This is a genomic window from Pseudarthrobacter sp. RHLT1-30-1 (assembly GCF_059383415.1).
Map to the genome: position 1 here is coordinate 29,451 of NZ_JBWZCG010000008.1, position 25,366 is coordinate 54,816.

Consider the following 25,366-nt stretch of genomic DNA (forward strand, 5'->3'; position numbering starts at 1 on the left):
GCCGGTATCCGGCCGGGGTTGATGCCGGGGTTGGTTTCCGCACGGCCGTCTCCCGTTTGCGCTGGGCTCGGGCCGTGCGGGATTCGGGGTGCCGCTGTTGGCCGGGGCGCCTGGCCGGGCCGCCTAGCGGACCAGGCAGGGCCGCTTGGGGTCGAACGCCCAGCCTTCAATGTAGTACTGCATGCCGATGCTGTCGTCGCGGGCGTCCAGCCCGTGCTCCTGGTACAGCTGGTGGGCCTTGTCCAGGGCATCCCGGTCCAGCTCGATCCCCAGGCCCGGGGCGTCCGGGACCTCAATGGCGCCGTCCCGGATCTGCAGCGGTTCCCTGGTCAGGCCCTGGCCGTCCTGCCAGATCCAGTGCGTGTCCAGGGCGGTGATTTCCCCCGGAGCGGCCGCTCCGGTGTGGGTGAACATGGCCAGGGAGATATCGAAGTGGTTGTTCGAGTGCGAGCCCCAGGTCAGGCCGAACTCGTTGCACAGCTGTGCCACCCGGACGGAGCCGTGCATCGTCCAGAAGTGCGGATCCGCCAGCGGGATGTCGACGGCGTTGCTGCGGATGGCGTGCGCCATTTCCCGCCAGTCCGTGGCGATCATGTTCGTGGCGGTCCGCAGCCCGGTGGCGCGGCGGAACTCCGCCATCACCTCCCGGCCGGAGAACCGGCCCTCGGCGCCGCAGGGGTCCTCGGCGTAGGCCACCACGCCCTGCATCCGCTTGCCAAGCCGGATGGCTTCCGCAAGCAGCCAGCCGCCGTTGGGGTCAAGGGTGATCCGTGCTTCCGGGAAGCGCGTGGCCAGGGCGGTGACGACGTCGACCTCGGCGTCGCCGGAGAGTACGCCTCCCTTCAGCTTGAAGTCGGTGAAGCCGTAACGCTCCTGTGCGGCTTCGGCCAGGGCCACGACGGCGTCGGGGGTCATGGCTTCGTGCCGGCGGAGCCTTTCCCACCCGTCCGTGGGCGCTGCCTCCACGAGGTACGGCAGATCCGTCCTGCCCTGGTCGCCGATGAAGAAGAGGTAGCCGAGCATGGGCACCGAGCTGCGCTGTTGTCCGTCGCCCAGGAGTTCGGCGACCGGGACGCCGAGGAATTGTCCGTGGAGGTCCAGCAGCGCGGATTCGACGGCGGTGACGGCGTGGACGGTGGTGCGCAGGTCGAAGGTCTGGAGACCCCGGCCGCCCGTGTCCCGGTCCGCGAACGCCGTCGAAACGCCACGGAGCAGGGAGCGGTAACGTGCCACCGGAAGGCCTGTGAGCAGCTTGCCCGCCTCCTCGATGGTGGTGCGGATCTTCTCCCCGCCCGGCACTTCACCGAGGCCGGTCCGGCCGTCAGAATCGGTGATGATGACGATGTTGCGGGTGAAGAACGGGCCGTGCGCGCCGCTGAGGTTCATCAGCATGCTGTCGTGGCCCGCGACGGGGACGACTTCGACCCGGACGATGGTGGGTTGGGTTGTCACGCGTTGACCTCCGTCTTCAGTGCTGCGGCCGGCTCTGCTGCTTCTTCCGCTGCGGAGTTGACGACGACGCCGTTGATCCGGCGGTTCAGCCGCCACGGATTGTCCTCCCGGAGCGGCACGGGGAGAAGTTCCGGCGGCAGGTTCTGGTACGCAACGGGCCGCAGGAACCGGTTGATAGCCAGGCTGCCGACGGAGGTGGTCCGGGTGTCCGAGGTGGCGGGGAAGGGGCCGCCGTGGACCATGGCGTGCCCGACTTCAACGCCGGTGGGCCAGCCGTTGACAATGATCCGGCCAACCTTCCGCTCCAGCGCCGTGACCAGGGGAGCCGCCGCGGGGTAGTCCGCCTCGGTGAGCTGCAGTGACGCGGTGAGCTGGCCTTCAAGCCGGCTGGCGGCGTCGACGAGTTCCTGGGTGGTGGAAAAGCGGATTACCAGACTGGCGGCGCCGAAGATTTCCGCGTGCAGCACGTGGTTGGCGACGAACTCGGCGACGCTGGCGCCGAAGATGGCGGGAGCGGGGGCGTTCTTCGACGTCCCTTCGACGCCTTCCCCGAGGACGCTGACGTTTGCCGCGGATCCCAGCGCCTCCGCTCCGGCATGCCAGGATCCGGCGATCCCGGCGGTGAGCATGGTCTGCCCGGCGCAGCCGGAGACGGCCCGGGCGACGGCGGCAGCGAATTTGTCGCCCGCCTCACCGGCCGGCGCGAACAAAAGCCCGGGGGACGTGCACAGCTGCCCGGAGCTGCCCGTGACGGCCGCAACGTACTGCGCAGCCAGCGCGTCGACGTCGCCGGTGAGGGCTCCGGGAAAGACGAACACCGGGTTGAGCGAGGACATCTCCGCATAGACGGGAATCGGCTCGGGCCGCGCGGCGGCGGTGCGCATCAGGGCGATGCCGGCGGTCTGCGAGCCGGTGAAACCGACGGCCTTGATCGCGGGATCTGCCACGAGGGCCTGGCCGATGCTGCTGCCCGGACCGTAGACCAGCGAGAAGACGCCGGGGTGCAGCTCGAAGTCCGCGACCGCCCTGGCGATGGCCTGCCCGACGAGTTCGCCGGTGCCGGGGTGGGCGTTATGGGCCTTGAAGACCACGGGGCAGCCGGCCGCGAGGGCGGAGGCGGTGTCTCCGCCCGCCGTCGAGAAGGCCAGCGGGAAGTTGCTGGCGCCGAAGACCGCGACCGGTCCAAGCGGGATCTGGCGCTGCCGGATATCGGCGCGCGGCTGCGGCGCGCGGTCCGGCAGCGCGGGGTCGATCCGGACGCCGCGGAAATCTCCCTGGCGGACGACACCGGCGAAGAGGCGGAGCTGGCCGGTGGTGCGGGCACGCTCGCCCTGCAGGCGGGCGGCGGGCAGGCCGGTTTCCTGGCTGGCCCGGGTGATGAGCTCCTCGCCGATGGCTTCGATGTTGTTGGCGATGGCCTCCAGGAAGCCGGCGTGGGTTTCCGGGTCCAGGGTGCTGAACGAGGCGAAGGCCTCCGCGGCTGCCGCGGTCGCCTGCGTCAGCTGCTGCTCTGTCAACAGGGTGTAGGCCGGTTCGAGCTTTTCGTTGGTGGCGGGATTGACGCCGAAGGTGGTGTTGCCGTTGCCGGCGAGCGGCCGGCCGGCGATCAGGGAGTGTCCGGTGAGGGTCAAGGGGTTTCTCCTAGGAAACGGTTGCGATGAGTGCTTTGAGATCGGCCAGGTCCTGCGGCGCGAGGTTCTGCAGCGGCGGGCGGACTCCGCCGGCGGAACGGCCGATGGCGTCGAGGCCGCCCTTCACGATGGAGACGGAGTAGCCCTTGACCCGGTCGCGGATGTCCAGGTACGGGATCACGAAGTCGTTGAGCTTCTTGTTGACGGCCATGCGGTCTACGTTGCGGACATCCTGGTAGAAATCCAGGGCGAACTGCGGGACGAAGTTGTACATCGCGCTGGAATAGGTGCTCATGCCCAGCTGGAGCAGCGGCAGCGCGAACGTTTCGGCCGTGGGAAGCCCGCCAAGGTAGAAGAGCCGGTCGCCGAGCTTGGCGTAGACACGGGCGTCGTGTTCGAGGTCGCCGACCCCGTCTTTGAAGCCGATCAGGTTTTCGTGCCGGTCCGCAAGGGTGGCGACGGTGGTGTCTTTGTAGATGGCGTTGGCGCGGTTGTAGATGATGACGCCGAGCGAGGTGGACCGGCAGATGGCGCCGACGTGGTCGATCAGGCCGTCCTGGTCCGCCTCGGTCAGGTACGGCGGGAGCAGGAGGATGCCCTCGGCCCCGGCGGCTTCGGCGGCCTGGGCGTTTTCGATGGCCTGGGCGGTGGATCCGCCGGCGGAGGCCAGGACAGGTACGCGCGCTCCCACCTCGTCAACGGCGGCCCGGACCACCCGTTCCGATTCAGCCGGTGTCAGGGAGAAGCCTTCGCCGGTGCCGCCGGCGGCGAACAGACCCGCGACCGGGAAGCTCGCCTGCCAGGCAAGGTGCTTGCGGTAGTTTTCCTCGTCAAACTGCAGCTGCGCATCGAACGACGTGACGGGGAAGGAGAGCAGGCCCTCCTTGAGGGCGTTGGCCAGTTCCTGGGGTGTGTATTTTGCCACGATATGGTCCTCCGGGTGGGCGCCGTGATTGGCGCAAGTGGTCTGGTTCCCCTTCAGACTAGGCTCGGCTCTCATGCCTGTCTAAGTTCATTTTTGTATGTATTGATACCCTGAGTGCATCGTGGAAGTAGTCACTCCATTTGATACTCGAGTTCGGTCAGCAGGCGGCCCAGTGCGGGGTTTTCCACTTTCCGGTTCCAGATGGCGTGAAGTTCCACGGGTTCGCCTTTGCTGCCCGTCAGGGGCAGGAAATCCACACCGTCGATTCCCAGTGCCGTTGCGGAGTGCGGAACGAAAGCCACGCCGCGGTTGGCCGCCACCAGCGAAACCATTGTCAGGATCTGGCTGACCGTATGGACCACATTGCCGTGCTGGATGGGGAAGGTGCGAATGACGAGGTCGTAGAAGTACCGCGCCTGCAGCGGCGAGTGCATGATGATCGGCTCATCCTTGAGGTCCTCGTTGTCGATGTCCCGGCCCAGGAGCGCCAGCGGGTGGCCGGTCGGGACGGCGAGGACCAGCGACTCGCGGTAGAGCAGGTGGGAATCAAACACGTCGTTGTTAAAGGGTGGCCGGGCCAGACCAAGGTCCAGTTCCCCGGTCTGCAGCGCCTGGATCTGTTCACCGGACACCAGTTCCTGAAGGTCGATGTCGACGTCGGGCAGCCGGGTGGCGATCTCCTCCAGCAGGGGGCCCAGGATGCTGAGTCCGCTGGCCGCGGTGAAACCGATGCGCAGCAGGCCCGAGCGGCCCGAGGCGATACGCCGCGCGGTCAGGGGGGCGCGCTCGGCGAGCGCCAGCAGGCGCCTGGCCTCGTCGAGGAAGGCCACCCCGGCGCGGGTCAGCTGAACCTTGCGGTTGTCCCGTTCGAGGAGCTCGGCACCGACGCTGCGCTCCAGCTTCTGGATCTGGCGGCTCAGCGGAGGCTGGGTCATGTTGAGGCGTTCGGCCGCGCGGCCGAAGTGAAGTTCCTCCGCCACCGCGATGAATCCGGCCAGCTGGTCAAAAGTAAACATAATGCCTTCCGGGTATCACTTGATGCATATTTGGGCTTAGACAGGCATCATAGCGTCTCCCTACACTCGATTCAGCGAACCGGAGTGATGCGGTTCACATGCTTCCGGGGCCATGACCCCGACCACCAACGAGGAGTTCCAATGATGCACTTCCCTTCGCGCCGCACCGTGCTCGGCGCGGCTTCCGCCGTCACGCTCCTGGCGCTGACCGCGTGTGGCAACGTCGCAGGCGGCACTGCCGATTCCGCAAAATATCCGAATGGGCCCGTTAACTTCACCGTTGGCCAGGCTCCCGGCGGCAGCACCGACCTCATTGCCCGTGCGATCTCCGAGGGCGCCGCCAAGACCCTCGGCGCCCCGATGCCGGTGGTCAACAAGCCAGGCGCCAACGGCGCCCTGGCCAGCAAGGAAGTGGCGGGCAAGCCCGCCGACGGACAGAACCTGGTGCTGCTCAACGCGTCCCTGATCACCATCACCCCGCTGGCCGTCACCGCGGACGAGGCAGTGAATATCGACGACTTCGATGTGATCGCCGGATTGTCCCAGGACGACTACGTGCTGGTTGCCAGCGAGAAATCCGGGTTCAGGTCCATCAAGGATGTGACCGGGGCGGGGCGGAACATCACCTTCGGCACCACCGGCGTCGGTACCGGCAGCCAGCTGGCCCAGGCGGTGCTCTTCAAGCAGGCCAACGTGGCGGGCACGGACGTGCCCTTCGACAGCGGCAAACCGGCGTTGACCGCGGTACTGGGCAACCAGGTGGAACTGGCCACCGTCCAGCTCGGTGAAGCGATGCCGCAGATCAAGGCCGGCAAAGTAACCCCGCTCCTGGTCTTCTCCGAAGGGCGGAACTCCTTCCTGCCGGATACGCCCACTGCCAAGGAATCGGGCTATGACGTTCCCGTGGCCCAGTACCGGGCGGTCGCTGCCCCCAAGGGCACTCCGCAGAACGTGAAGGACAAGCTGCTCGCGGCCTTGCAGGAGACGTTCAAGTCCGATGCCTACAAGTCCTTCAACGAGCAGAACCTCCTGACCCCGAAGGAGATTTCGGGCGAGGAAGTCGTCACGCAGTGGAAGGACTACGCCGCGAAGTACAAGTCCCTGGTGGAGAAGTACAGCATCAGCCTCAACGGGACCAAGTGATTCCTGTGACAGCAACACCCCCTGTGTCCGCCGGAGAGGGCGGCCATGCAGCTGCCCGCTCCGGCGGGGACGCCCCCGACCTGCCCAAGGACCTAACGGAGGAGGAGTTTACGCCCGGGCAACTCGCCGCCCAGTGGGAGGATGAGAAGCCGCCTGCAGCCGGCGCGCTGGCCAACACGGCCGCCTCGCTGGTGGTCCTCGGCGTCGGCATCGGCGCGCTCCTCCTGTCGCTGGCGATGGGCCTGGGTACCCCGGCAGCACCGCAGCCCGGACTGTGGCCGTTCATGATCAGCTGCGTGATGGTGGTCCTGGGACTCTTCCAGCTCATCATCGGGCGGCACAACCGGGACGCCGAGAAATTCACCCGCATGTCCATGGCCCCCCTGACCGGGCTCGTCACCCTCGCCGCCATGGTGGCGCTGATGCCGGCCACCGGCTTCGAACTGCCTGCCCTCGTGCTGTGCATCATCTGGATGCGGTTCCTTGGCGGCGAAACCTGGCGCTCCACCCTGCTGGTCAGCGCCATCGTCGTGGCAGCGTTCTACGGCATTTTTGTCCTGGCGCTCAACACCTCCATCCCCCACCTCTTCTAGGAGACCCCGTGGATTTTCTGAATCCCGTGATCAACGGATTCACCGTTGTCCTGGAGCCGACCAACCTCCTGTACTGCCTGATCGGCGTCGTCATCGGCATGTTGATCGGTGTGCTGCCCGGACTGGGGCCCGCGGCAACCATCGCCATCCTGCTCCCGCTCACGTACAACGTCGAACCCGTCACCGCCATCATCATGCTGGCCGGCATTTTCTACGGGGCACAGTACGGCGGCACCATCACCTCCGTGCTGCTGAAGCTGCCCGGCGAGGCATCGTCAGTGGTCACCGTCTTTGACGGCTACCAAATGGCCAAACAGGGCAAGGCCGGCACGGCCCTCGGCCTGGCCTCGATCGGCTCCTTTATCGGCGGCACCGCGTCCATCATCGGACTGACCTTCCTGGCGCCGGTCGTGGCCAGCTTCGCCCTGGACTTCGGCCCGGCCGAATACTCGGCCCTCGCGCTGCTCGGGATCCTCCTGGTGGCAACCATCAGCAACGGATCCAAGGCCAAAGCGCTCATCGCCGCGGCACTGGGACTGCTGCTCGCCACCGTGGGCCGTGACATCTTCACCGGCGAAGGCCGCTTCACCTTCGGAAGCCTGGAGCTCGCTGACGGAATCGACTTCGTGCCGATCGCGATGGGCGTGTTCGGTCTCGGTGAGATCCTGTACAACCTCGAGGAACGCCACCGCGCCGCCAAAGCACCCTCGAAGGTCACCAACGTCTGGCCCTCCCGCGCAGACCTCAAGCAGGCCTCGGGAGCGATCGGACGCGGCTCGGTCCTTGGCTTCTTCCTCGGCATCCTGCCCGGCGGCGGCGCAACGATTGCCTCGATGGCGTCCTATGCCATGGAGAAAAAGCGGGCCAAACAGCCTGAGCGGTTCGGAAAGGGCGCTCCGGAAGGGGTTGCCGGTCCCGAAACGGCCAACAACGCCGCCGCGACCTCCTCGTTCATCCCTTTGCTCACGCTGGGGATCCCGGCGAACGCCACCATGGCACTGATGTTCGGCGCCCTCCTGATCCAGGGTGTGACGCCGGGCCCCCAGCTTGTCGAGGAGCACCCGGACCTGTTCTGGGGCGTGGTGAATTCCATGTATATCGGCAACATCCTGCTGCTGATCATGAGCCTGCCGCTGGTGGGCCTGTTCGTAAAGATCCTTCGGGTGCGGGCCGCCATTCTCGCCCCCGTCACCGCCCTCATCACCCTGCTGGGCGCCTACACCATTAACAACAGCATGTTCGATGTCACGCTCGTCGTTGTCTTCGGCATCATCGGCTACCTCATGAAGAAGTTCGGCTTCGAACCGGGACCGCTTGTGCTGGCCTTCGTCCTCGGCTCCCTGCTGGAAAGCTCGCTCCGCCGTTCGCTGCTGGTCTTCGGCGGGGACCCGACTGGATTCTTCAGCCGCCCGATTTCGGCGACGCTCCTCATCGTCTTCGTGCTCGTCGCGGTCCTCCCGGGCATCCGGACCGTGCTGGCCAAGCGCAAGCCCTCCGCCCCTGGAGTGCCTGCACCTGAACAAATCAAGGAGAAGGTATGAGCATCATCGTCGGTTTCGTCCCCACACCCGCCGGGGAGGCCGCACTCACGGCCGGTATCGCGGAGGCAACCCTCCGGAACGAAGACCTCGTCATCGTCAATTCGGCCCGCGAAGGCGCGCTGGTCGACAAGGCCGTGGCCACCGCAGCACTTCTTGAGGAGGCCGCGAAGCGCGCCGCGGCCGCCGGCGTTAGGGCATCCGTGATGCAGCCCTCGTATCAGCACGACCTGGCCGACGAGTTTCTCGAGCTCGCGCGGGAGGTCAATGCGTCGCTGATTGTCATCGGCCTGCGCCACCGCACCCAGGTGGGCAAATTCATCATGGGCAGCCATGCCCAGCGCATCCTGATCCAGGCCGACCGTCCGGTCCTGGCTGTCAAGGCAGACGGCGCCGGGCGCTGAGACGGCCGCAACTCGTGGCGGTGACACAGGGCGGGTCCGAACCATTTGGTTCGGACCCGCCCTGTGTCCGTTTGTCGCAACGGCCAAGGGGGGGTCGACGACGGCTGGGGAGAGATGCCCCGGTCTCAGAGGGCTCTCGCACGTCGCCGGCCCCGTCTCGCGCCGGACCTCACGGTTCCGGCAAGCAACAGGCAGTCAAACGCACATCATGCAGCATCCATCTCATGCACTTTGATCTGGTGCAGCGTTACGTCGTGCTGCTTTTAGTACTATTTAACACCCTGTGCGCAACTACGGGCAGGTCCCGGGGATCATTGAGGTTCGCTCCGCCCGGACCTGCGGAGCCTTCATGCGGGGATCTGGTGTTAGTCCGTGTCGCGCAGGCGGCCGGCAATGGGATCGACGGCTCGCAGGATGCGCTGGCCGATCTCACCCAACTGGCGCGACTGGGTTCTGGTCAGCGGATCGAAGACAAGCGCCCGGACGGCCGCGACATGGCCAGGCGCCGTCTGCACGACCTTCTCCCACCCGTCCTCCGTGAGCGTAACGAGGGTGGTGCGGCCGTCGGACGGATCAGGGGAGCGGCGCACCCAGCCGCGCCTTTCCAGCCGGCTGACCACCTGGGACAGCCGGGGAAGACCGGATTCCGTGAAGCCGGCCAGCTCACTCATCCGGCGCGTGCGGCCGGAAGCTTCGGAGAGGCCAGCCAGCACCATGTACTCAAAGTGGCTGACCCCGGCGTCGCGCCGGAGCTGGGCATCGAGGGCTGAGGGAAGCCGGGCCATGACGCCGACAAGCGTTAACCAGGCCTGGCGCTCCTCGCTACTCAACCACTGGGGTTCCACCGAGGCTTCCATCGGGCCAGCGTAACACTTCACGCATGAAGTGATTTGGCGTCGCAATCACTTGCATCGTGAACTGACGGTCGCTACGGTTAACTTCAATCTTCAAGTAAATTTCTGATTGGACCCACATGCTCGTGCCCCGTTTGGACCTCAGATGACCGTACTGTTCGAGTCAGCAGCACCGCTCCTGGCGATTGCGCCGGCAACAGTCCGAAGCCAGGTCACCGTTCCGCTGCGCTTTCCGGACGGCTTCACCGCCACCACCCAGGTGCTCACGTTCCGGGGGCTGTCTGACGGCAAAGAACACCTGCTGCTCGCCTTGGGCGAGTGGGAGCAGGTGCTGCTGCAGCAGGGGCCCACGGGCCCGGCGCCTCTCGTCAGGCTGCACAGCGAATGCCTGACCGGTGACGTGTTCGGCAGCCAGCGCTGTGACTGCGGCCCGCAGCTGCGTGAGGCGGTCGAGCAGATCACAGACACCGGAGGGTTCCTCCTTTACCTCCGGCAGGAAGGCCGCGGCATCGGCCTCTACTCGAAGCTCGATGCCTATGCGCTTCAGGACGCCGGTCTGGACACCTACGAAGCCAACCTTGCCCTCGGCCACGGCGAGGATGAGCGTGAATATGCTGCCGCCGCTCAGATGCTGGCCGCCCTCGGCGCCACCTCGGTACGCCTGCTCAGCAACAACCCGGACAAGGCCGCGCAGCTGACGGCCCTCGGTATCGATGTCACCGAGCAGCTTCCCACCGGGGTGCACCTGTCGGAGGCCAACCACCGCTACCTGACGGCGAAACGCGACCACACCGGCCACACGCTCGATCTGCCGGTCGGCGTCGAACCCGGGCCGGACGCCGGTGAGGGCAAGCACACCGGTGAGGGCAAGCACACCGGCGGGGTCGCAAACGCGGGCAACATTGCGGCCGACGGAGCCCTGCCCACCCACGAAGGGCTGCTCAGCCGTATTGACGGGCTCATTCCCCGGCTCAGGGAGCGGGCCGAGGAAACGGAGAATCTTCGCCGCATCCCCGACTCCACGATGGAGGACCTGACGGACGCCGGCGTTTTTCAGCTGCTGTCGCCAAAGGCTGTCGGCGGGTTTGGCCTGGGTCTCGCAACGTATGCAGAGTCTGTCCGCCGGCTCGCCCGCGGCTGCGCCTCCACCGCCTGGACCGCCGGGCACCTGATCGAGCACGTCTGGATGCTGGCACGGTGGCCGCAGGAGGTTCAGGATGAAGTTTTCGCGAATGGTCCCGCTCCGTTGGCCGCCGCGACCGGGGCTCCGGTAGGGACCGCCGAGAAAGTCCCGGGCGGCTTTGCTATTTCCGGCCGGTGGAGCTTCGCCTCCGGCGTGATGCACTCCGGGTGGGTCCTCCTGGCAGCGCAGCACGGGGACACGCGCCTGCAGTGCCTCGTGCCGATTTCCGACGTCGAGCTGCTGGACGTGTGGCACACGGCCGGGTTGCGGGGCACGGGCAGTAATGACGTCCGGACAGAGCGGCTGTTCGTTCCGGCATACCGGACCCTGGACTGGGCGCTGCTGGGGGCGGCCGACAATCCTGGCAGCCGGATCCATCCGGAGCCCATCATCCAAACCCCCATGGCCACCCTGTTGAACCTGCTGGCACCGGCCGCCGCGCTGGGCGCCGCCGAACACGCCGTCGAACTGTTCCGCGCGGGGACGCTGGTGCGCAAGGTCAAGAACACCGTGGAGAACCGCCAGGCGGATTCGCCGCTCGCGCAGGCCCGCTTCTCGCAGGCGTACGGGCTCATGGTCACCGCACAACTGCACTGGGACGAGGCGATCAGGGTTGTTTCCGCCGCGTATCAGCGTCAGCCTTCAGAGCTGACGGAGGAGGAGCGTGCCCGGCATCGGCTCTCGCTCGCCCTCAGCGGGGAGGCGTCGGCGGAAGCTGTCCGCATCGTGATGGCAGGATCAGGGGGCAGCGCCCACCGGCTTTCGCATCCGCTGCAGCGGATCCAACGAGACGTCAACGTGCTGCTCAATCATCCAACCCTGACGATCGATCCGATCCTCGAGCAGGCGGGCCGCGGCCTGCTGGGTCTGGGGTTTACGATCCCTTCGTTCTAGCTAGCCGGCGTTCCGCGGCGCAAACATGATCACGCACACGCCCGTCAGGCAGATCACTGACCCGACGATGTCCCATCGGTCGGGCCGGAATCCGTCGAAAATCATGCCCCAGGCGAGCGATCCAGCGACGAAGACGCCGCCGTAGGCTGCCAGGATGCGACCGAAATGCGCATCCGGTTGTAAGGTGGCCACGAAGCCGTAGGCACCCAGGGCGACGACGCCCGCACCGGCCCACCACCAGTCCTTGCCTTCGCGGACCGACTGCCAGACCAGCCAGGCACCGCCGATTTCAGCTGCGGCGGCGAGGATGAACAGCACGATCGATTTGGCGATAGTCACGGGCCCATCATCGCAGGGCTGGTGCCGTGGCTGTTGCGCCGGGCCGCTGGATTCGCCCGAGTCAGGGGAGCTGCGGGGCGCATCCCTGGCGGCCGCTCGTGCGCACGTCTCCGCGCGGGTATCCTCTGGGGATGGGAATACCCCAGAGGTTCCGAATGTTGAACACCTAGCCGAACCCGCAAACCGAAGAAGAGAGAAACACCTCAGTGGCAACCGATTACGATGAAGTACGTTCCGACGTTAAGGAATCGCAGGACAGGTCCTTGGAGGCGTTGCAGTCCGCCAACGCCCCGGACGCGCGCAGCGTGGTGAGCGAGCTCGATGAAGCGGACTCACTGGACGGGTCCATCACCCCGGGCGGAGAATTCGTTGCCGAGGAACTGGTCGTCCAGGTCATTCCGCAGGCGGAGGACGAATTTACCTGTTACTCCTGCTTCCTTGTCCGGCACCGCTCCCAGATCGCCCGCGAGAAGAATGGTCACGCGTACTGCGTTGACTGCGAAGGCTAAACCTTCCTCCGACCGGCGGTGAAATCCGGCGCCGCCGGTCGAACAAAGCTATGTGAACAAGACACCGCCAGCACTACAATCGGCGCATGACCGTCCTGGACTGGCTGCTCGATTCTGACCCTTCCGTCCGCTGGCAGGCGCTGCGCGACCTGGCCGGCGCCCCGGCCCACGTCGTGGCCGCCGAGCGCGCACGGGTAACCACCGAGGGGTGGGGCGCCCGGTTGTTGGCCTTGCGCGGGGAGGACGGCCAATGGGCCGGGGGAGCCTATTTCCCTGCGCGCGGCGGCCAGCCCGGCGTCGAACCTCCCGAAGCGACTGACGCTGCGGACGGCGGGCACGACTCCGGCGGCCATGAGGCACCCGAGGACGGCAGCCAGCCCTGGACCGCCACGACGTACAGCCTCCTGCAGCTGCGCGACTTCGGTGCCGACCCGGCAAGCGAGCAAATGCGCCAGACCGTCGCCCTGGTGCGGGAAAACTGCCGTTGGGAAGAGGGCGGCCAGCCCTACTTCAGCGGTGAAGTCGAGCCCTGCATCAACGGCATGACGGTGGGTCTGGGCGCCTACTTCGCCCAGGATGTAGACGCCGTGGTCGCCCGGCTTGTCCGTGAGCAACTCGGCGACGGCGGCTGGAACTGCTGGGCTGAGTACGGCGCCAAGGTTTCGTCGGCCGCCACCACGATCAACGTGCTCGAAGGACTCCTGGCGCACGAGCACGCAACCGGCGGCTCAGCGGACTCCGTCGAGGCGCGCCGGCGCGGCAAGGAGTATCTGCTCGAACGCAGGCTGTTCCGCCGCAAAAGCACCGGCGAGGTTATCGATGCGGCCTGGCTGGAGTTCAGCTATCCGACCCGCTGGTACTACGACGTGCTCCGTGCCCTGGACTATTTCCGCTCCGCCGGTGACCCGCCCGACCCGCGCGTCGCAGAGGCCGTCGAGCTGGTCCAATCGAAGAAACAGCCTGACGGCACCTGGCTTCTGGAAAACACCCACCCCGGGCAGACCCACTTCGAACTCGAGGATGGCGACGGCGGGCCGAGCAGATGGAACACCCTGCGGGCGCTGCGCGTGCTGCGGTGGTATCACGGCGGTGTGAGCACGTAGCCAACCCCCTGCGGGCGGGTCAGGACGGGCCTTGCCCCGCCGGTGCTAGGCCGCGCCCATCCATTTGGTCGCCATTGCCGCCCGGCGGATGGTCTTGGCCCGGGTGTGGGAGCCGTCGGCCCGTTTATGCCAGTCGTGACGGGCCTGCGCGGCGACGCTGGAATGGGTGGATTCCAGCCGGCCGTGGTCTCTCGCGCCGCCGGGGCACAAATCGGTAATCAGCCCCATGCCGGCACACTCCCGCACCGCTTCGATGCCGGCGACGGCTGCGGACTTGTAAATGAACGCGGCGGACACCGCCATAATGGTGCCGTCCGGTGCCTTCAGCCGGAATCGGAAATTCGACTGCCCGTCCACGAACAATTCAATACTTCCAGTCATCCTCGTGTTCCTCCCCGCCTTTGGAGCCTGCCCCCTGCCGTCGAATCCGCGGAGTGCGGTCGGACGCATCGCTGCGTTCCTGCCGCGCTGTCCGGGTCGAACGGCCGCGAGGGAACTGTTCATCTAGTCATTCCAGTTTGTTGCACGCCCGCGGTGCCCACAAGGCACAGCATGTAAACCCTGGGTAAAAGCTGTGCAACGCCGGGATCAGAGGTCCCCATCGAAAAAAATAGTCGGCGCTCAGACGTATTTGGCGAACCAGGCGAGCGTGTCATTCCAGGCAGCTGTGGCCTGCGCCTCAACGTACCGCTGTCCGGTGTCGTTGTGGAAGGCGTGGTCGACGCCGGGATAGACGGTGAGCTGGTGGCGGACATCCGTGGCGGCCAGGGCCTCCCGCAGCGCCGGCAATGCGCCCGTGATCCGCTGATCAAGTTCGGCATAGACGCCGAAGACAGCAGGCTTGATCGTGGGGACCTTTTCCAAGTCGGGGGAGGGCCCGTAGAACGCGGCGGTTGCCTTCAGTTCCGGAAGCTCCGTCGCGGCCTGCCAGGTAATGCCGCCGCCGAAGCAGAACCCGGTCATGGCGATCCGGCCCTGGTCGACAAAGTCCTTTGACTGCAGGTAATCGAAGGCGACGGCGAAATCCGAGACGTGGCGCGCGGCGCCGGCCGCCGTCAAGGCGCCGGGGACGGCGTCGCGGTCCATTGCGGACGTGCCCCCTTCCCGGCTGAGCAGGTCCAGCGCCAGGGCCGCGTAGCCGGCCTTGGCGAAGCGGCGCGCCACGTCCTCGATATGCGGGGTCAGCCCACGGTTTTCGTGGCAGACCAGGACCGCCGGTCCGGGCGTACCCGACGCCGGCCGGGCCAGGTAGGCGCCGATCTCGGTTCCATCCGCGGGAAAGCGCACCGTCTCAGTCTTGAGGCCCGGCGCGCCCTCGGGGACGGAGAGCGGGCTCTTGGCCCCCGGCACCGGCCCGGCAGGACCGCTGACGTTGGCCGGGCCCGACGGCGGCGAGGAGTTGGGTGTCGGCATCGGGTCGGTGCTGCGCGGGACTTCTTCCGGCGTGCATCCGACCAGGAGCATCGCGGCCGACGCTGCGGCCATACTGCCGGTAATGAACGCAACCCGGCGGGTGAACCTGTGCTGGCTCAGGGCCCCGGCGCGGTAATCGTCGAAAAATTCCTCAATCAGGTACTTCTCAAATTTGCCGAGCGTGCTCATGAAGGCCTCCTGGAGTGTGCGCACATCCTCCTCCGAAGTCGGGGGACAGGCAAGGTCGATCCTGCCTCGGCCTATCGGGTGACGGCTACCGGCTGTCCGTCTTCTTCTGCGCCGATGACCAGCCCTGCATGTGCAGCCGCTCGAAACCGTCCAGGAGCAGATCGAGGGCAAACTCGAACTCGAACTGGTCGTCGCAGCCGTGCCCGACGACGGATCCTTCATCGTGGGGTTTCGACGTGGCGACTGCCAGGATGTTCGGATACCGTGCCGCCATCTGCTCGAACAGGGCGGCCTGGGCGTCCGGCGACACCGCCGCCGGGGAATCAGTGGCGGGGTTCGCCGCCGGGCCTGCCGAGTCATCGAACAGCTCCTGGGTGAAACCCCACATCCGGCCTCCGAGGGCGTGCATCACGTGGTGAGTGAGATCGGCTGAAAAGCCCCCGGTCAGAAACATGCCGATGAACGATTCCATGTAGTCCAGGACGGCGGGGGTCTTATTGGTCCGGGACTCAATCGCGCGCCGGGCCCACGGGTGCCGCAGTAGCGCCCCTCTTGCGGAGAGTACCCGCAACCGTACGGCGCTCTTCCAGTCGGTGCCGGGGACGGGGGGATCGATCTCGCCGATGAGGCTGGCGACCATTGCATCGAGCAGTTCCTCCTTGTTGGCGACGTGCTTGTACAGCGCCATTGGCACCACGCCCAGTTCCTCGGCGAGCCTGCGCATGCTGAGCGACTCCAAGCCCGTGTCGTCGGCGAGTGACACGGCTGCCGTGAGGAGCCGGTCCCGGTTCAGGGGCGTACGGCGTGCGTTCTCGAGCTGCTGAGTCATCCGTATCCCTTTTCTTGACGGTTTGCTCTTGACAAGTGTACACCGTACACCTAACTTGAATGGCGAACGGTGTACGTCGTACACCACCTGCATTGAGGACCAGGCCATGACAACGACATCCGGCAGTACCAGGCAGTCCACCAGGCGGACCGCGCCGCAGTGGCCAGTGCCCGTCGCCCTGATCCTGCTCAGCCTGATCCCGGTGCTCGCCGGCGCGTCCCGGATGACGGAGTTGACTGGCGGCGCAGCCATCACGCCGCAGAATGCCCGGTTTTTTGCCTCACCGGTTCCCGTAGTGATCCACATTGTCAGCGTCACCATCTACAGCCTGCTCGGCGCATTTCAATTCGTGCCCGCGTTGCGGGGCCGGCGGGCCTGGCATCGCGTCGCCGGAGGCATTCTCATTCCGGCAGGCCTGCTTTCCGCTCTCTCCGGTCTGTGGATGTCGGCGTTCTACCCGCTTCCCGATGGCAGCACTGATGTCCCCATCCGGCTGTTTTTTGGCTCGGCAATGCTGGTCAGCATCATCCTGGGGCTCGTAGCGATCCGGCGCCGCGATTTCGTCGGCCACAGTGCCTGGATGACGCGCGGCTATGCCATCGGGGTCGCGGCGGGCACCCAGGCGCTGGTGATCCTTCCCTGGATGCTGTTGGTGGGAACGCCCAACGAACTGACCCGGGCACAGCTGATGGCGGCGGCCTGGATCATCAACCTGGCAGTGGCCGAGGTCGTCATCCAGCGGCGCGCCCCGCTGGCCGCGCGTGTGCCTCGTCCTGTCGGCGGTCCGGTCAGGGCTGCCGCCCGGGTGCCCCGGTGACCTTGCCGGGCTGAGGGAGTTCGATGTCTTAAATCGACATCTAAATGCCACTACGGGATGTCCGCTCCGTAACATTAGAGCGACTACAGTTCCCAGCTTGCCAAGTTCATCGAAAAGGACTATTAAGTTGCCACTCGAATCATTGCCCGTCCTGGATTTCTCCCGTTTGAGCGCGGGCCCGGAGGAGGCCGCTCGGTTTCGGAACGATCTGCGCGACGCCATGCACGAGGTCGGCTTCCTCTATCTGGCCGGCCACGGGATCCCGCAGGAGCTGACGGACTCGATGCTCGACGTGTCCCGCCGCTTCTTCGAACTGCCCGACGAGCAGAAACTCGCCGTCGAAAACGTCCACAGCCCCCAGTTCCGCGGTTACACCCGGGTCGGCGGCGAGCTCACAGACGGAGCGGTCGACTGGCGCGAGCAGATCGATATCGGCGTCGAGCGTGCTGCCGTGGTGCCGGGGCCGGGCGTCGCTGACTACTGGCGTCTCGAAGGTCCCAACTTGTGGCCGGACGCCCTCCCCGAGATGCGGGACATCGTCCTGGAGTGGAACGAGCGGCTGAGTGCGATCTCGTTGACCCTGCTGCGTGCGCTGGCATTGTCCCTCGGAGCACCGGAAGACACCTTCGACGAAGCCTTCGCCGAACGGGCCTTTCCCCTGCTCAAGGTTGTGCGGTATCCGGGGGAGTCCGACCCGGAGCCCAAGCAGGGCGTGGGTTCCCACCGCGACGGCGGGGTCCTGACGCTGCTGTTGGTGGAGCCCGGAAAGGGTGGACTTCAGGTCGAGTACCAGGGGCAGTGGATCGACGCCCCCCAGGTACCGGGAACGTTTGTCGTGAATATCGGCGAGATGCTTGAGCTGGCCACCAATGGCTACCTCAAGGCGACGCTGCACCGCGTGATTTCTCCCCTGCGCGGCACTGACCGGGTTTCCCTTCCGTTCTTCTTCAATCCTGCGCTGGACGCGACGATGCCGCAGCTCGCTGTGAGTCCGGAGTTTCAGTCCAAGGCGCGGGGCCTGTCGGTTGATCCGACGAACAGCCCGATTCTTGAAACCTACGGCGACAACGCTCTGCGCTACCGGCTCCGGGCACACCCAAATGTCGTCGCCGCCCACCACTCCGATCTGCAGAACGGCTGACCGACGGTCCCCATCCCGCTGCGCACGTAGCCATCCCCTGACCCAACCAACGCGGGGTCACTCCGGGCCCATCCCAAGGGGATTTATGGGCGCGGAGTGACCCCGCGTTGGTTGGGTGGGGAAGGGGCGGCGGCGCGGTCACCGGGCGGCCGGGCCGTGTGGGCACAATGGAGGCGTGACTTCTCCGGCTTTTCCGCTGACCGCTATTCCCGCGCCCTTCGATCTGGTGGCCATCGGGTCCGGTCTGGCGTTCGCGCAGTCGCTCGGCCAGCTGGCCGACGCGCTGCGGTCCGGCGGCCCCGGTGCCACCGCCGTGGTGCAGGCGCCGCCGGGCACGGGCAAGACAACCCTGGTCCCGCCCCTGCTGGCCAACCTCACGCTGGCCAACATGGCGCCAGGCAACTCCGCTGCGGCTGCCGCCGGGCAGCAGACCCGGGCAGTGCCGCCGCGCATCATGGTGACACAGCCACGCCGCGTTGCCGCGCGATCGGCAGCCCGCCGCCTGGCGGCCCTGGACGGCAGCCGGCTGGGGGACCGCGTCGGCTACACGGTCCGCGGCGAACGCCAGACCGGTCCCGGCACCCTGATCGAATTCGTCACGCCCGGCATCCTTCTGAACCGCCTGCTCGCGGATCCGGGACTGGAAACCGCGAGCGCCGTCATCCTCGACGAAGTCCACGAGCGCGGCCTCGACACGGACCTCTTGCTCGGCCTGCTTGGCGAAGTCCGCCAGCTGCGGGGTGACCTCGCGCTCGTCGCCATGTCCGCCACGCTCGACGCGCCACGGTTCGCCGCCCTCCTCGGGGCAGCTGGTAACGCGGGGGACGCCGGCGCCGGCGGGTCCGCGCCCGTCATCGACTGTCCGTCCGCGCTCTATGCCCTTGACGTGGACTGGGCGCCGGCCGCGGTACCCCGGCTCGATGAACGGGGAGTGACCCGCGCCTTTCTGGACCACGTGGCGGACACCGCCGCCTCGTCGCATGCCGACGCAGCCTCGTCCGGCCAGGACGTAGACACGCTGGTGTTCGTTCCGGGCGCCCGGGAAGTGTCGTATGTCGCAGGCCGGCTGCGCGGCCGGACCAGCGCCGAAGTGCTGGAGCTGCATGGCCAGATCGGGCCGGTGGAACAAGACCGCGCCGTCTCCGGGCGGGAGCCAGGCGGCAGCCCGCGGATCATCGTATCGACGTCGCTCGCCGAGTCCTCCCTGACCGTTCCCGGCGTCCGGCTTGTCATCGACTCCGGACTCTCCCGCGAGCCCCGGCGGGATGCGAGCCGGGGAATGTCCGGCCTGGTGAACGTGTCCTGCTCGCGTGCATCCGCCGAACAGCGCGCCGGGCGGGCGGCCCGCCAGGGTCCCGGGCGGGTAGTCCGCTGCTACGACCAGAGGGCCTACGGCGCCGCCCCGGCCCACCAGACGCCGGAGATCGCCGTCGCCGACCTCACCGGCGCAGCCCTGGTCCTCGCCTGCTGGGGATCGCCCGGCGGGCGGGGACTTGCGCTGCCTGACGCGCCGCCGGTAGCCGCGATGGAAGAAGCTGTTGAGGTACTCCGCGAACTGGGCGCGGTGGCGCCGGACGGTCTGGCCACGGATCTCGGCAAGACGCTGGCCAGGGTGCCCGCCGATCCCCGGCTGGCCCGCGCCCTGCTTGACGGGGCCGCCGCCCTGGGCAGCCGAACCGCCGCCGAGGCCGTCGCGTTGGTCGCCGGGGACCAGCGTGCCCCCGGCGCTGATCTTCCGCGTCTCCTGGCTGCCCTGCGCGCTGGGAAGGATCCGGCGTCCCGGCGCTGGGCGGAGGACGTCCGCCGGATGGAGTCCATTGCCCGCCGGGAGCGGCCCAGCGGCGCCGCCCTTCCGGAGTCTGCTGCTGTTTCCGCCGCGGAGGCGCTCGGCTTCGTCGTCGCCCTCGCTTTCCCGGACCGGGTCGCGCACCGGGTCTCCGGTGACGGACCGGAGCGCTACCTGCTCAGCTCCGGGACGAGGGCGGGTCTTCCGGCCGGCAGTTCCCTGTCCGGGCACGAATGGCTCGCCGTCGCGGAGGTCTCCCGGGCCCAGGGGCGCGACGCGGCCGGCACCGGCGCCGTCATCCGCTCCGCCGCCCCGCTGAGTGCGGAAACCGCCGAGGCCGCCGCCCGGCATCTGCTCGGCGAAACCGTGGAGGCCCGGTTCAGCCAGGGCCGGGTCACCGCCCGGAAGGAACGCCGGCTGGGAGCGATCCTGCTGTCCTCCACACCCGTGCGTCCCTCCGCCGCTGAGGGCCGTGCTGCGGTGGCCCGCGCGGTGTCGAAGGAAGGGCTCGGAACCCTCGGATGGTCACCGGCGGCGGACGCCCTGCGCCGCCGCCTCGCCCTGGTGCACCGGGAACTCGGGGCCCCCTGGCCGGACATGTCCGAGGCGGCCTTGCTGGCCCGGCTCGACGAATGGCTGGCTCCGGAGCTTGAGGCGCTGGCCCGCGGCGCCGGCACAGGCGGAATTGACCTGGCCGATCCGTTGCGGCGGCTGCTGCCGTGGCCCGACGCCGCCCGGCTTGGGGAATTGGTCCCGGAACGGGTCCACGTGCCGAGCGGCTCCTGGGTGAAAATCGACTATCCCGCGGTGGGGGACGACGGCGGCCGCCCGGTCGTGGCGGTCAAGCTGCAGGAGTGCTTCGGCTGGGACCAGACACCGCGGCTGGTGGGCGGCCGGGTGCCGGTGTTGTTCCATCTGCTCTCGCCGGCCCGGCGGCCGCTGGCGGTAACCGATGACCTCGCCTCGTTCTGGTCCGGGCCCTACGCGCAGGTCCGTGCCGAGATGCGGGGACGCTACCCCCGGCATCCCTGGCCGGAGGATCCGTGGACGGCGCCTGCGACTGCACGTACCAAGAACAGGAGCTGATTGACGGGAAGCTGTTACGTCATTGTGACGCGGCACACAGCGGGTTGGGTATCCTAGAAGCGGTCAGGCAGTCGACCGCGCATGCTTCACAGGGGACCTTTTTACTATGACCAGCAAACTCGGCATCACTGTCGCCGTCGACCTCAGTTCGGAATCTGCCCTCGTTTCACCGGAGGGCCAACTCACCGTTCGCAACGTTCCAAGCCTGATCGCCGTCGCCCACCGGGCGGGCAATTCCGGGTACGGCCTCGACGTCGTGGTGGACCTGCGGAAATTGACGGCCGCAGATCCCAAGGCCGTCGCCATGATCCGCGACTCGGGATGGCAGGGGAGCCATCTGATCGGAGTCGGCAAGGCCGGCCGGGGGCGGGCAGCATGAGGCCGGAATTGGCCGGCGGGTACCGGTCAATCGCCCACACCCACGGCGCGGGACTGATGTTCGATTCCTTCCGCCGCTGGCCGCTGGTGCCATCCGTGCAGTTGGTGCGGCTCCGGTCGGCACTGCTGCAGTGCGTCGAAGTGGCCTCGCCGGACAACGGCAGAAACCTTTCCGAGTCTGCGGGGAAACTGTTACGGCTTGTCACCGACGAGCTGGAACGCCGCAGCAGCATGGCGGGCCTGGCCGTCGTGCCCCCTGAAGGATTCCGGCACGCCCGGCGTCGGCCGCACGCATAGGCTCGACCTCAGCCATATGCTCGACCTCACTCATAGGCTCGACCTCAGCCATATGCTCGACCTCACTCATGGATAGCCTATTGCCGGCCTCACACATAGATAGTCGGAAGGGCGGGCTCGCCGCGCTGGAGCCGGTTGACGACGTCGGGCAGTTCTGCCATGGTCGCGGCGTGCCGGCGCTGGCCCCGCGTCACGGCCTCGGCCCCGATCCATCCCGGCAGGAGCTCTCCGCCGCTCATGAATTGCTGCAGCAGTGGCCTGGCGTTCGGTTCCCCCGCCGGCGGGTGGCCAACGCCCAGGACTTCGTGGGTGGCTGTGCCCGAGGCGTCCAGCCTGCGCAGTGCGTGCTTCCGGCCGCCGAGGTTGATCTTGTTTTTGGAGCTCTTGGCCACCGCGGTGAACTCCCCGGCGTCGTTGGTCCGGCTGACCAGTTTGTAGACCATGCCGGCAGTGGGGGCGCCCGAACCGGTGACCAGCGCGGTACCGATGCCATACGCGTCCGCCGGCGCGGCCCGAAGGGCAGCAACGGAGTATTCGTCGAGATCGGAAGTGACGACGATCTTCGTGTGGATGTTCCCCAGACGGTCGAGCAGCTCACGGACCCAATGGGCTTGTGCGATCAGATCACCTGAATCGAGCCGTACTGCCCCGAGTTTGTCCCCGGCGAGCTCCACGGCGGTACGGACAGCCGCCTCGACGTCGTAGGTGTCCACCAGCAGCGTGGTTCCGGGGCCCAGCGAGTCCAGCTGCGCCCGGAAGGCTTCCCGTTCGGTGTCGTGCAGCAGCGTGAAGGAATGCGCAGCGGTGCCGACCGTCCTGAGCCCGAAGCGGCGGCCTGCGGCCAGGTTCGACGTCGCTGCGAAGCCCGCGATGACGGCGGCACGGGCGGCCGCGGCGGCGGCTTCCTCGTGGGCCCGGCGCGAACCCATCTCGAGGCACGGCCGGCCTCCGGCCGCGCTGACCATCCGGGAGGCCGCCGACGCGATGGCGCTGTCATGGTTCAGGACGGACAGCACATAGGTCTCCAGGACGCAGGCCTCGGCAAAGCTGGATTCCACGATGAGGACGGGGGAGTAGGGGAAGTACGCCTCGCCCTCGGGATAGCCCCAGATGTTGCCGGTGAACCTGAAGTCCGCGAGGCGGGCCAGGGTGTCGCGGTTGACGACGCCGGTTCGGTCCAGGAACTCCAGCTCCGCCGGTCCGAAACGGAAACCGGCGACGCCCTCGAGCAACCGGCCGGTTCCCGCAACGATCCCGTACCGCCGGCCCTCCGGCAGTGCGCGGGCGAACGCCTCGAAGACCGTCCGTCGCCCGGCAGCGCCGGAGTGCAGCGCCGCCTGCAGCATCGTGAGCTCGTAGTGGTCGGTGTAAAGGGACGTGAGGGGGCCGTCCCACGCTGGAAAGGTGTCCATGATTCACCCTATTCCTCAGTGCGTTGCGGCGGGCTCTTCAGTTGCCCGGTATCGCGGGGTACGTTGTCCCAATGGCCAAGGAAGAAGCAAACGTCACTGTCAGCGGGCCCAACGGAAACCGGGAACTGAGGATTTCGAGCCCCGGCAGGGTCCTGTGGCCGGAGCTGGGCCTGACCAAGCTGGACCTGGCCCGCTACATGATCGACGTCGGCGACTGTTTCCTTGCGGCGAACGGAAACCGTCCTGTCACACTCCAGCGGTTCCCGGACAACATCGAAGGCGAGCACTTCTTCTCGAAAAATCCGCCCAGGGGCGCTCCGGACTTCGTGGGCTCGGTAATGGTGGTCTATCCCAGCGGACGCTCGCATCCCCAGCTCGTCTTCGACGAGATTGCCGCAGCGGTCTGGGCGGTCCAGATGAACACGGTGGTGTTCCACCCCTGGGCCTCAAGGTCGGACAATCCGGACAACCCCGACCAGCTGCGGATCGACCTGGACCCGCAACCGGGCACCGGATTTGAGGAAGCCATACCCGCCGCGCAGGAACTGCGCGCGGTGCTGTCCGAGGCCGGACTGGAGGCCTTCATCAAGACGTCCGGCAATCGGGGCCTGCATGTGTTTGCCCCGATTGAACCCGGCCATGAATTCCTCGAGGTACGGCACGCGGTGATCGCTGCTGCCCGCGAACTTGAACGGCGGATGCCACATGCCGTCACCACCGCGTGGTGGAAAGAGGAACGGGGGGCGCGGATCTTCGTCGACTTCAACCAGGCGAACCGCGACCGCACCATCGCAGGGGCCTATAGTCCGCGCGCCCTGCCCGGTGCGACAGTTTCCTGCCCGATCGGCTGGGACGAGCTGGAGCATGTCAGCACGAAGGACTTCACCATCATTACGGTGCCGGAGCGGCTCAGGGCGACCGGAGACCCGTGGGCGGACATGCACACCAAACCCGGCACCATCGACGTTCTGCTTGGCTGGTGGGAGCGTGACCTGGCGGCCGGGCTGGGCGAGTTGCCGTTCCCGCCGGACTACCCGAAGATGCCGGGCGAGCCCATGCGGGTGCAGCCCAGCCGGGCCAGGAACAAGGACTAGGCGACGATCAGACGCCGAGCAGGCGCTCGCCGTTAGACCAGCAGACTGCGCGCAACCAGTCGTCGTCGAGGCGGGGCTCCCGGTCGCGGAGGCGTTCCAGTGACTCCAGTTGGTGGGCGTACGCGTACGGAATGTTCGGGAAGTCACTGCCGAGCACGATCCGCTCCGGCATCGCGGCCAGCCGCGGCAGCAACTCCGGCGGAAAAGGCGCGGCCGCCTCGAAGAATCCCGTGAAGACCATGGTGGTGTCCAGATGGAGGCGAGGGTATTTCCCGGCCAGGTCCAGGAACTCGCCATACTCGGGCGCCCCCAGATGGGCGACGACGGCGGTCAGCTGGGGATGGCGGCGCATCACTCCCTCAAGTTTGTCCGGACCGGTGAAGCCGGGCCGCGGCACCGGGCCGCTGCCCACATGCACAACGATCGGAACGCCGGACTCGGCCAGCAGCCCCCAGACGGGGTCGAGTATTGGCTCTCGCAGGTCGAATCCGCCCACCTGCGCGTGGATCTTGAAGACCCGCGCGCCGCGGTCCAGGGCCGACCGCACCTGGTCCAGGACACCGTCCTCGGGATAGAACGTCGCGCTCGGGACGCAGTCCGGTTCTGCTGCAGCCAGATCAAGGGCGAAATCGGTGAGTTCCGCCGCCATCCCGGGGCGGTGCGCGTAGGTCAGTGCGGTGAAATGCCGCAAACCCAACTGGCGCAGCCGGGCCAGCCTGCTGGCCTCATCCGTGCGGTAGGTGATGGGCCAGGGGCGGCCAATCAGCGGGCCGGCCTCGTCGAAGTGGGCCCATACGCGCCGCAGCATCCGCTCCGGCAGGAAATGCGTATGGATGTCGATCAGCCCCGGGAGTCCGAGGCGCGCCCACCACTGGGGTACGTCAGCGTCCTGCATCGTTTCCACTGGCTCTTCCGTTAGGTTGCTCACGCCCACAGTGTGCCACGCCGGGCAGCCTGCCCCGCAATGACACACTGCGGGGCACAGGTGGCCCCGCTGGCCTCAATTCAGCGCAGGATACGTGGCCAGGATGTAGTCGGTGGCCGCAGGCCCGGCCATCCTGAGCCTGCTGCGGCCCGGGGTGATGCGGTGGGCCTTCAGGGCGGCCCAAAAGTCGGATACCGGGTGCGGTGCGGCGTCATGGAGCAGGCACCAACTGATGTATAGACCGTAGAGCTGGTCCTTCTGCAGCACGGATCCGTCGTCGGATCCTGCGACGGTGGCCTCGGCGAGGAATCGGTCGATGTGGGCAGGGACCATCGGTGAAGCGGCCATGGTTGGCTCTCTTCCATGCTGTGCGGTGGATGCTGCCGTGTGGCTACAGCAGCGGATACTTCAGCGC

25 protein-coding genes are annotated in these 25,366 nt (G+C 67.3%); 13 read left to right on the forward strand and 12 right to left on the reverse strand.

The window, feature by feature from the left end:
- Positions 1-123 precede the first annotated feature (123 nt).
- The 4 genes from AC50YM_RS07890 to AC50YM_RS07905 form a co-directional block, all read right to left on the reverse strand.
- On the reverse strand, positions 124-1,452 hold the full coding sequence (locus tag AC50YM_RS07890) for an enolase C-terminal domain-like protein (RefSeq protein WP_494956419.1): 1,329 nt from the start codon (positions 1,450-1,452) through the stop codon (positions 124-126).
- Entirely contained in the window at positions 1,449-3,083 is a 1,635-nt protein-coding gene (locus AC50YM_RS07895) for an aldehyde dehydrogenase (NADP(+)) (protein ID WP_494956420.1), read from the reverse strand. Before AC50YM_RS07895 ends, AC50YM_RS07890 begins: the two co-directional genes overlap by 4 nt.
- A 10-nt stretch (positions 3,084-3,093) precedes the next feature.
- On the reverse strand, positions 3,094-4,008 hold the full coding sequence (gene kdgD / locus AC50YM_RS07900; protein WP_494956421.1) for a 5-dehydro-4-deoxyglucarate dehydratase: 915 nt from the start codon (positions 4,006-4,008) through the stop codon (positions 3,094-3,096).
- Between the two features lie 131 nt (positions 4,009-4,139).
- A complete protein-coding gene (locus AC50YM_RS07905; RefSeq protein WP_494956422.1) occupies positions 4,140-5,024 on the reverse strand; it encodes a LysR family transcriptional regulator in 885 nt (294 codons plus the stop codon).
- Positions 5,025-5,165: 141 nt separating this feature from the next.
- Between AC50YM_RS07905 and AC50YM_RS07910 the strand changes: the two genes are divergently transcribed.
- Genes AC50YM_RS07910 through AC50YM_RS07925 form a run of 4 tightly spaced genes read left to right on the forward strand, consistent with a single transcriptional unit; the run spans position 5,166 to position 8,702 of the window.
- A complete protein-coding gene (locus tag AC50YM_RS07910) occupies positions 5,166-6,167 on the forward strand; it encodes a Bug family tripartite tricarboxylate transporter substrate binding protein (protein WP_494956423.1) in 1,002 nt (333 codons plus the stop codon).
- Between the two features lie 5 nt (positions 6,168-6,172).
- Entirely contained in the window at positions 6,173-6,760 is a 588-nt protein-coding gene (locus AC50YM_RS07915; RefSeq protein WP_494956424.1) for a tripartite tricarboxylate transporter TctB family protein, read from the forward strand.
- Positions 6,761-6,768: 8 nt separating this feature from the next.
- Positions 6,769-8,301 carry a tripartite tricarboxylate transporter permease gene (locus AC50YM_RS07920; RefSeq protein WP_494956425.1) on the forward strand — a complete coding sequence of 511 codons (1,533 nt, stop codon included), beginning with the start codon at positions 6,769-6,771 and terminating at the stop codon, positions 8,299-8,301.
- Positions 8,298-8,702: a universal stress protein gene (locus AC50YM_RS07925; RefSeq protein WP_494956426.1), complete on the forward strand. Its 405-nt coding sequence runs from the start codon at positions 8,298-8,300 to the stop codon at positions 8,700-8,702. Before AC50YM_RS07920 ends, AC50YM_RS07925 begins: the two co-directional genes overlap by 4 nt.
- A gap of 365 nt (positions 8,703-9,067) precedes the next feature.
- Here the strand turns inward: AC50YM_RS07925 and AC50YM_RS07930 are convergent, their stop codons facing one another.
- Complete coding sequence (locus AC50YM_RS07930) at positions 9,068-9,559, reverse strand: MarR family winged helix-turn-helix transcriptional regulator (protein WP_494956427.1); 492 nt, start codon at positions 9,557-9,559, stop codon at positions 9,068-9,070.
- A 142-nt stretch (positions 9,560-9,701) separates the two neighbouring features.
- Here AC50YM_RS07930 and ribA point away from each other — a divergent pair, with 142 nt between their 5' ends.
- On the forward strand, positions 9,702-11,633 hold the full coding sequence (ribA, locus tag AC50YM_RS07935; RefSeq protein ID WP_494956428.1) for a GTP cyclohydrolase II RibA: 1,932 nt from the start codon (positions 9,702-9,704) through the stop codon (positions 11,631-11,633).
- Here ribA and AC50YM_RS07940 read toward each other — a convergent pair whose 3' ends face one another.
- Positions 11,634-11,972 carry a YnfA family protein gene (locus AC50YM_RS07940; protein ID WP_494956429.1) on the reverse strand — a complete coding sequence of 113 codons (339 nt, stop codon included), beginning with the start codon at positions 11,970-11,972 and terminating at the stop codon, positions 11,634-11,636. It abuts the gene before it with no gap.
- A 206-nt stretch (positions 11,973-12,178) separates the two neighbouring features.
- Between AC50YM_RS07940 and AC50YM_RS07945 the strand changes: the two genes are divergently transcribed.
- Together AC50YM_RS07945 and AC50YM_RS07950 are read left to right on the forward strand one after the other, a co-directional pair.
- Positions 12,179-12,481: a DUF4193 domain-containing protein gene (locus tag AC50YM_RS07945; protein ID WP_494892080.1), complete on the forward strand. Its 303-nt coding sequence runs from the start codon at positions 12,179-12,181 to the stop codon at positions 12,479-12,481.
- A gap of 86 nt (positions 12,482-12,567) precedes the next feature.
- Entirely contained in the window at positions 12,568-13,584 is a 1,017-nt protein-coding gene (locus AC50YM_RS07950) for a hypothetical protein (RefSeq protein WP_494956430.1), read from the forward strand.
- A gap of 45 nt (positions 13,585-13,629) precedes the next feature.
- On the opposite strand, the gene AC50YM_RS07955 is transcribed toward AC50YM_RS07950, so the two are convergent.
- From AC50YM_RS07955 to AC50YM_RS07965, 3 genes are all read right to left on the reverse strand, one after another.
- The gene (locus tag AC50YM_RS07955) at positions 13,630-13,965 is read right to left on the reverse strand and encodes a YegP family protein (protein ID WP_494956431.1); all 336 of its coding nucleotides are present in this window, start codon (positions 13,963-13,965) and stop codon (positions 13,630-13,632) included.
- A gap of 240 nt (positions 13,966-14,205) precedes the next feature.
- Positions 14,206-15,210: a dienelactone hydrolase family protein gene (locus tag AC50YM_RS07960; protein WP_494956432.1), complete on the reverse strand. Its 1,005-nt coding sequence runs from the start codon at positions 15,208-15,210 to the stop codon at positions 14,206-14,208.
- A gap of 61 nt (positions 15,211-15,271) precedes the next feature.
- Positions 15,272-16,015: a TetR/AcrR family transcriptional regulator gene (locus AC50YM_RS07965; RefSeq protein WP_494956433.1), complete on the reverse strand. Its 744-nt coding sequence runs from the start codon at positions 16,013-16,015 to the stop codon at positions 15,272-15,274.
- Between the two features lie 166 nt (positions 16,016-16,181).
- Here AC50YM_RS07965 and AC50YM_RS07970 point away from each other — a divergent pair, with 166 nt between their 5' ends.
- From AC50YM_RS07970 to AC50YM_RS07990, 5 genes are all read left to right on the forward strand, one after another.
- Positions 16,182-16,832 carry a DUF2306 domain-containing protein gene (locus AC50YM_RS07970; RefSeq protein WP_494956434.1) on the forward strand — a complete coding sequence of 217 codons (651 nt, stop codon included), beginning with the start codon at positions 16,182-16,184 and terminating at the stop codon, positions 16,830-16,832.
- 127 nt (positions 16,833-16,959) lie between these two features.
- Positions 16,960-17,973: an isopenicillin N synthase family dioxygenase gene (locus AC50YM_RS07975; protein ID WP_494956435.1), complete on the forward strand. Its 1,014-nt coding sequence runs from the start codon at positions 16,960-16,962 to the stop codon at positions 17,971-17,973.
- Between the two features lie 175 nt (positions 17,974-18,148).
- Entirely contained in the window at positions 18,149-20,845 is a 2,697-nt protein-coding gene (gene hrpB, locus AC50YM_RS07980) for an ATP-dependent helicase HrpB (RefSeq protein ID WP_494956436.1), read from the forward strand.
- Positions 20,846-20,951: 106 nt separating this feature from the next.
- Positions 20,952-21,224, forward strand: a complete 273-nt coding sequence (locus AC50YM_RS07985) for a hypothetical protein (RefSeq protein WP_494956437.1) — start codon at positions 20,952-20,954, stop codon at positions 21,222-21,224.
- On the forward strand, positions 21,221-21,520 hold the full coding sequence (locus tag AC50YM_RS07990; protein ID WP_494956438.1) for a hypothetical protein: 300 nt from the start codon (positions 21,221-21,223) through the stop codon (positions 21,518-21,520). The genes AC50YM_RS07985 and AC50YM_RS07990 overlap by 4 nt, the downstream gene beginning before the upstream one ends.
- Before the next feature lie 89 nt (positions 21,521-21,609).
- Here the strand turns inward: AC50YM_RS07990 and AC50YM_RS07995 are convergent, their stop codons facing one another.
- Positions 21,610-22,932: a nicotinate phosphoribosyltransferase gene (locus tag AC50YM_RS07995; protein WP_494956439.1), complete on the reverse strand. Its 1,323-nt coding sequence runs from the start codon at positions 22,930-22,932 to the stop codon at positions 21,610-21,612.
- Between the two features lie 71 nt (positions 22,933-23,003).
- On the opposite strand from AC50YM_RS07995, the gene ligD reads away from it, so the two are divergent.
- Positions 23,004-24,026, forward strand: a complete 1,023-nt coding sequence (gene ligD / locus AC50YM_RS08000; RefSeq protein WP_494956440.1) for a non-homologous end-joining DNA ligase — start codon at positions 23,004-23,006, stop codon at positions 24,024-24,026.
- Positions 24,027-24,033: 7 nt separating this feature from the next.
- On the opposite strand, the gene AC50YM_RS08005 is transcribed toward ligD, so the two are convergent.
- Complete coding sequence (locus AC50YM_RS08005) at positions 24,034-24,954, reverse strand: amidohydrolase family protein (protein ID WP_494956441.1); 921 nt, start codon at positions 24,952-24,954, stop codon at positions 24,034-24,036.
- A 72-nt stretch (positions 24,955-25,026) separates the two neighbouring features.
- Positions 25,027-25,299 (reverse strand): hypothetical protein, encoded by a 273-nt coding sequence (locus AC50YM_RS08010; protein ID WP_494956442.1) that lies wholly within the window; start codon positions 25,297-25,299, stop codon positions 25,027-25,029.
- Positions 25,300-25,366 lie beyond the last annotated feature (67 nt).

Bases quoted from the DNA above. Each gene is read 5' to 3' on its own strand.
- AC50YM_RS07905 (WP_494956422.1), bottom strand. From the start codon at position 5,024: ATGTTTACTTTTGACCAGCTGGCCGGATTCATCGCGGTGGCGGAGGAA.
- AC50YM_RS07910 (WP_494956423.1), top strand. From the start codon at position 5,166: ATGATGCACTTCCCTTCGCGCCGCACCGTGCTCGGCGCGGCTTCCGCC.
- AC50YM_RS07925 (WP_494956426.1), top strand. From the start codon at position 8,298: ATGAGCATCATCGTCGGTTTCGTCCCCACACCCGCCGGGGAGGCCGCA.
- AC50YM_RS07930 (WP_494956427.1), bottom strand. From the start codon at position 9,559: ATGGAAGCCTCGGTGGAACCCCAGTGGTTGAGTAGCGAGGAGCGCCAG.
- ribA (WP_494956428.1), top strand. From the start codon at position 9,702: ATGACCGTACTGTTCGAGTCAGCAGCACCGCTCCTGGCGATTGCGCCG.
- AC50YM_RS07950 (WP_494956430.1), top strand. From the start codon at position 12,568: ATGACCGTCCTGGACTGGCTGCTCGATTCTGACCCTTCCGTCCGCTGG.
- AC50YM_RS07955 (WP_494956431.1), bottom strand. From the start codon at position 13,965: ATGACTGGAAGTATTGAATTGTTCGTGGACGGGCAGTCGAATTTCCGA.
- AC50YM_RS07965 (WP_494956433.1), bottom strand. From the start codon at position 16,015: ATGACTCAGCAGCTCGAGAACGCACGCCGTACGCCCCTGAACCGGGAC.
- AC50YM_RS07985 (WP_494956437.1), top strand. From the start codon at position 20,952: ATGACCAGCAAACTCGGCATCACTGTCGCCGTCGACCTCAGTTCGGAA.
- AC50YM_RS07990 (WP_494956438.1), top strand. From the start codon at position 21,221: ATGAGGCCGGAATTGGCCGGCGGGTACCGGTCAATCGCCCACACCCAC.
- AC50YM_RS07995 (WP_494956439.1), bottom strand. From the start codon at position 22,932: ATGGACACCTTTCCAGCGTGGGACGGCCCCCTCACGTCCCTTTACACC.
- ligD (WP_494956440.1), top strand. From the start codon at position 23,004: ATGGCCAAGGAAGAAGCAAACGTCACTGTCAGCGGGCCCAACGGAAAC.
- AC50YM_RS08010 (WP_494956442.1), bottom strand. From the start codon at position 25,299: ATGGCCGCTTCACCGATGGTCCCTGCCCACATCGACCGATTCCTCGCC.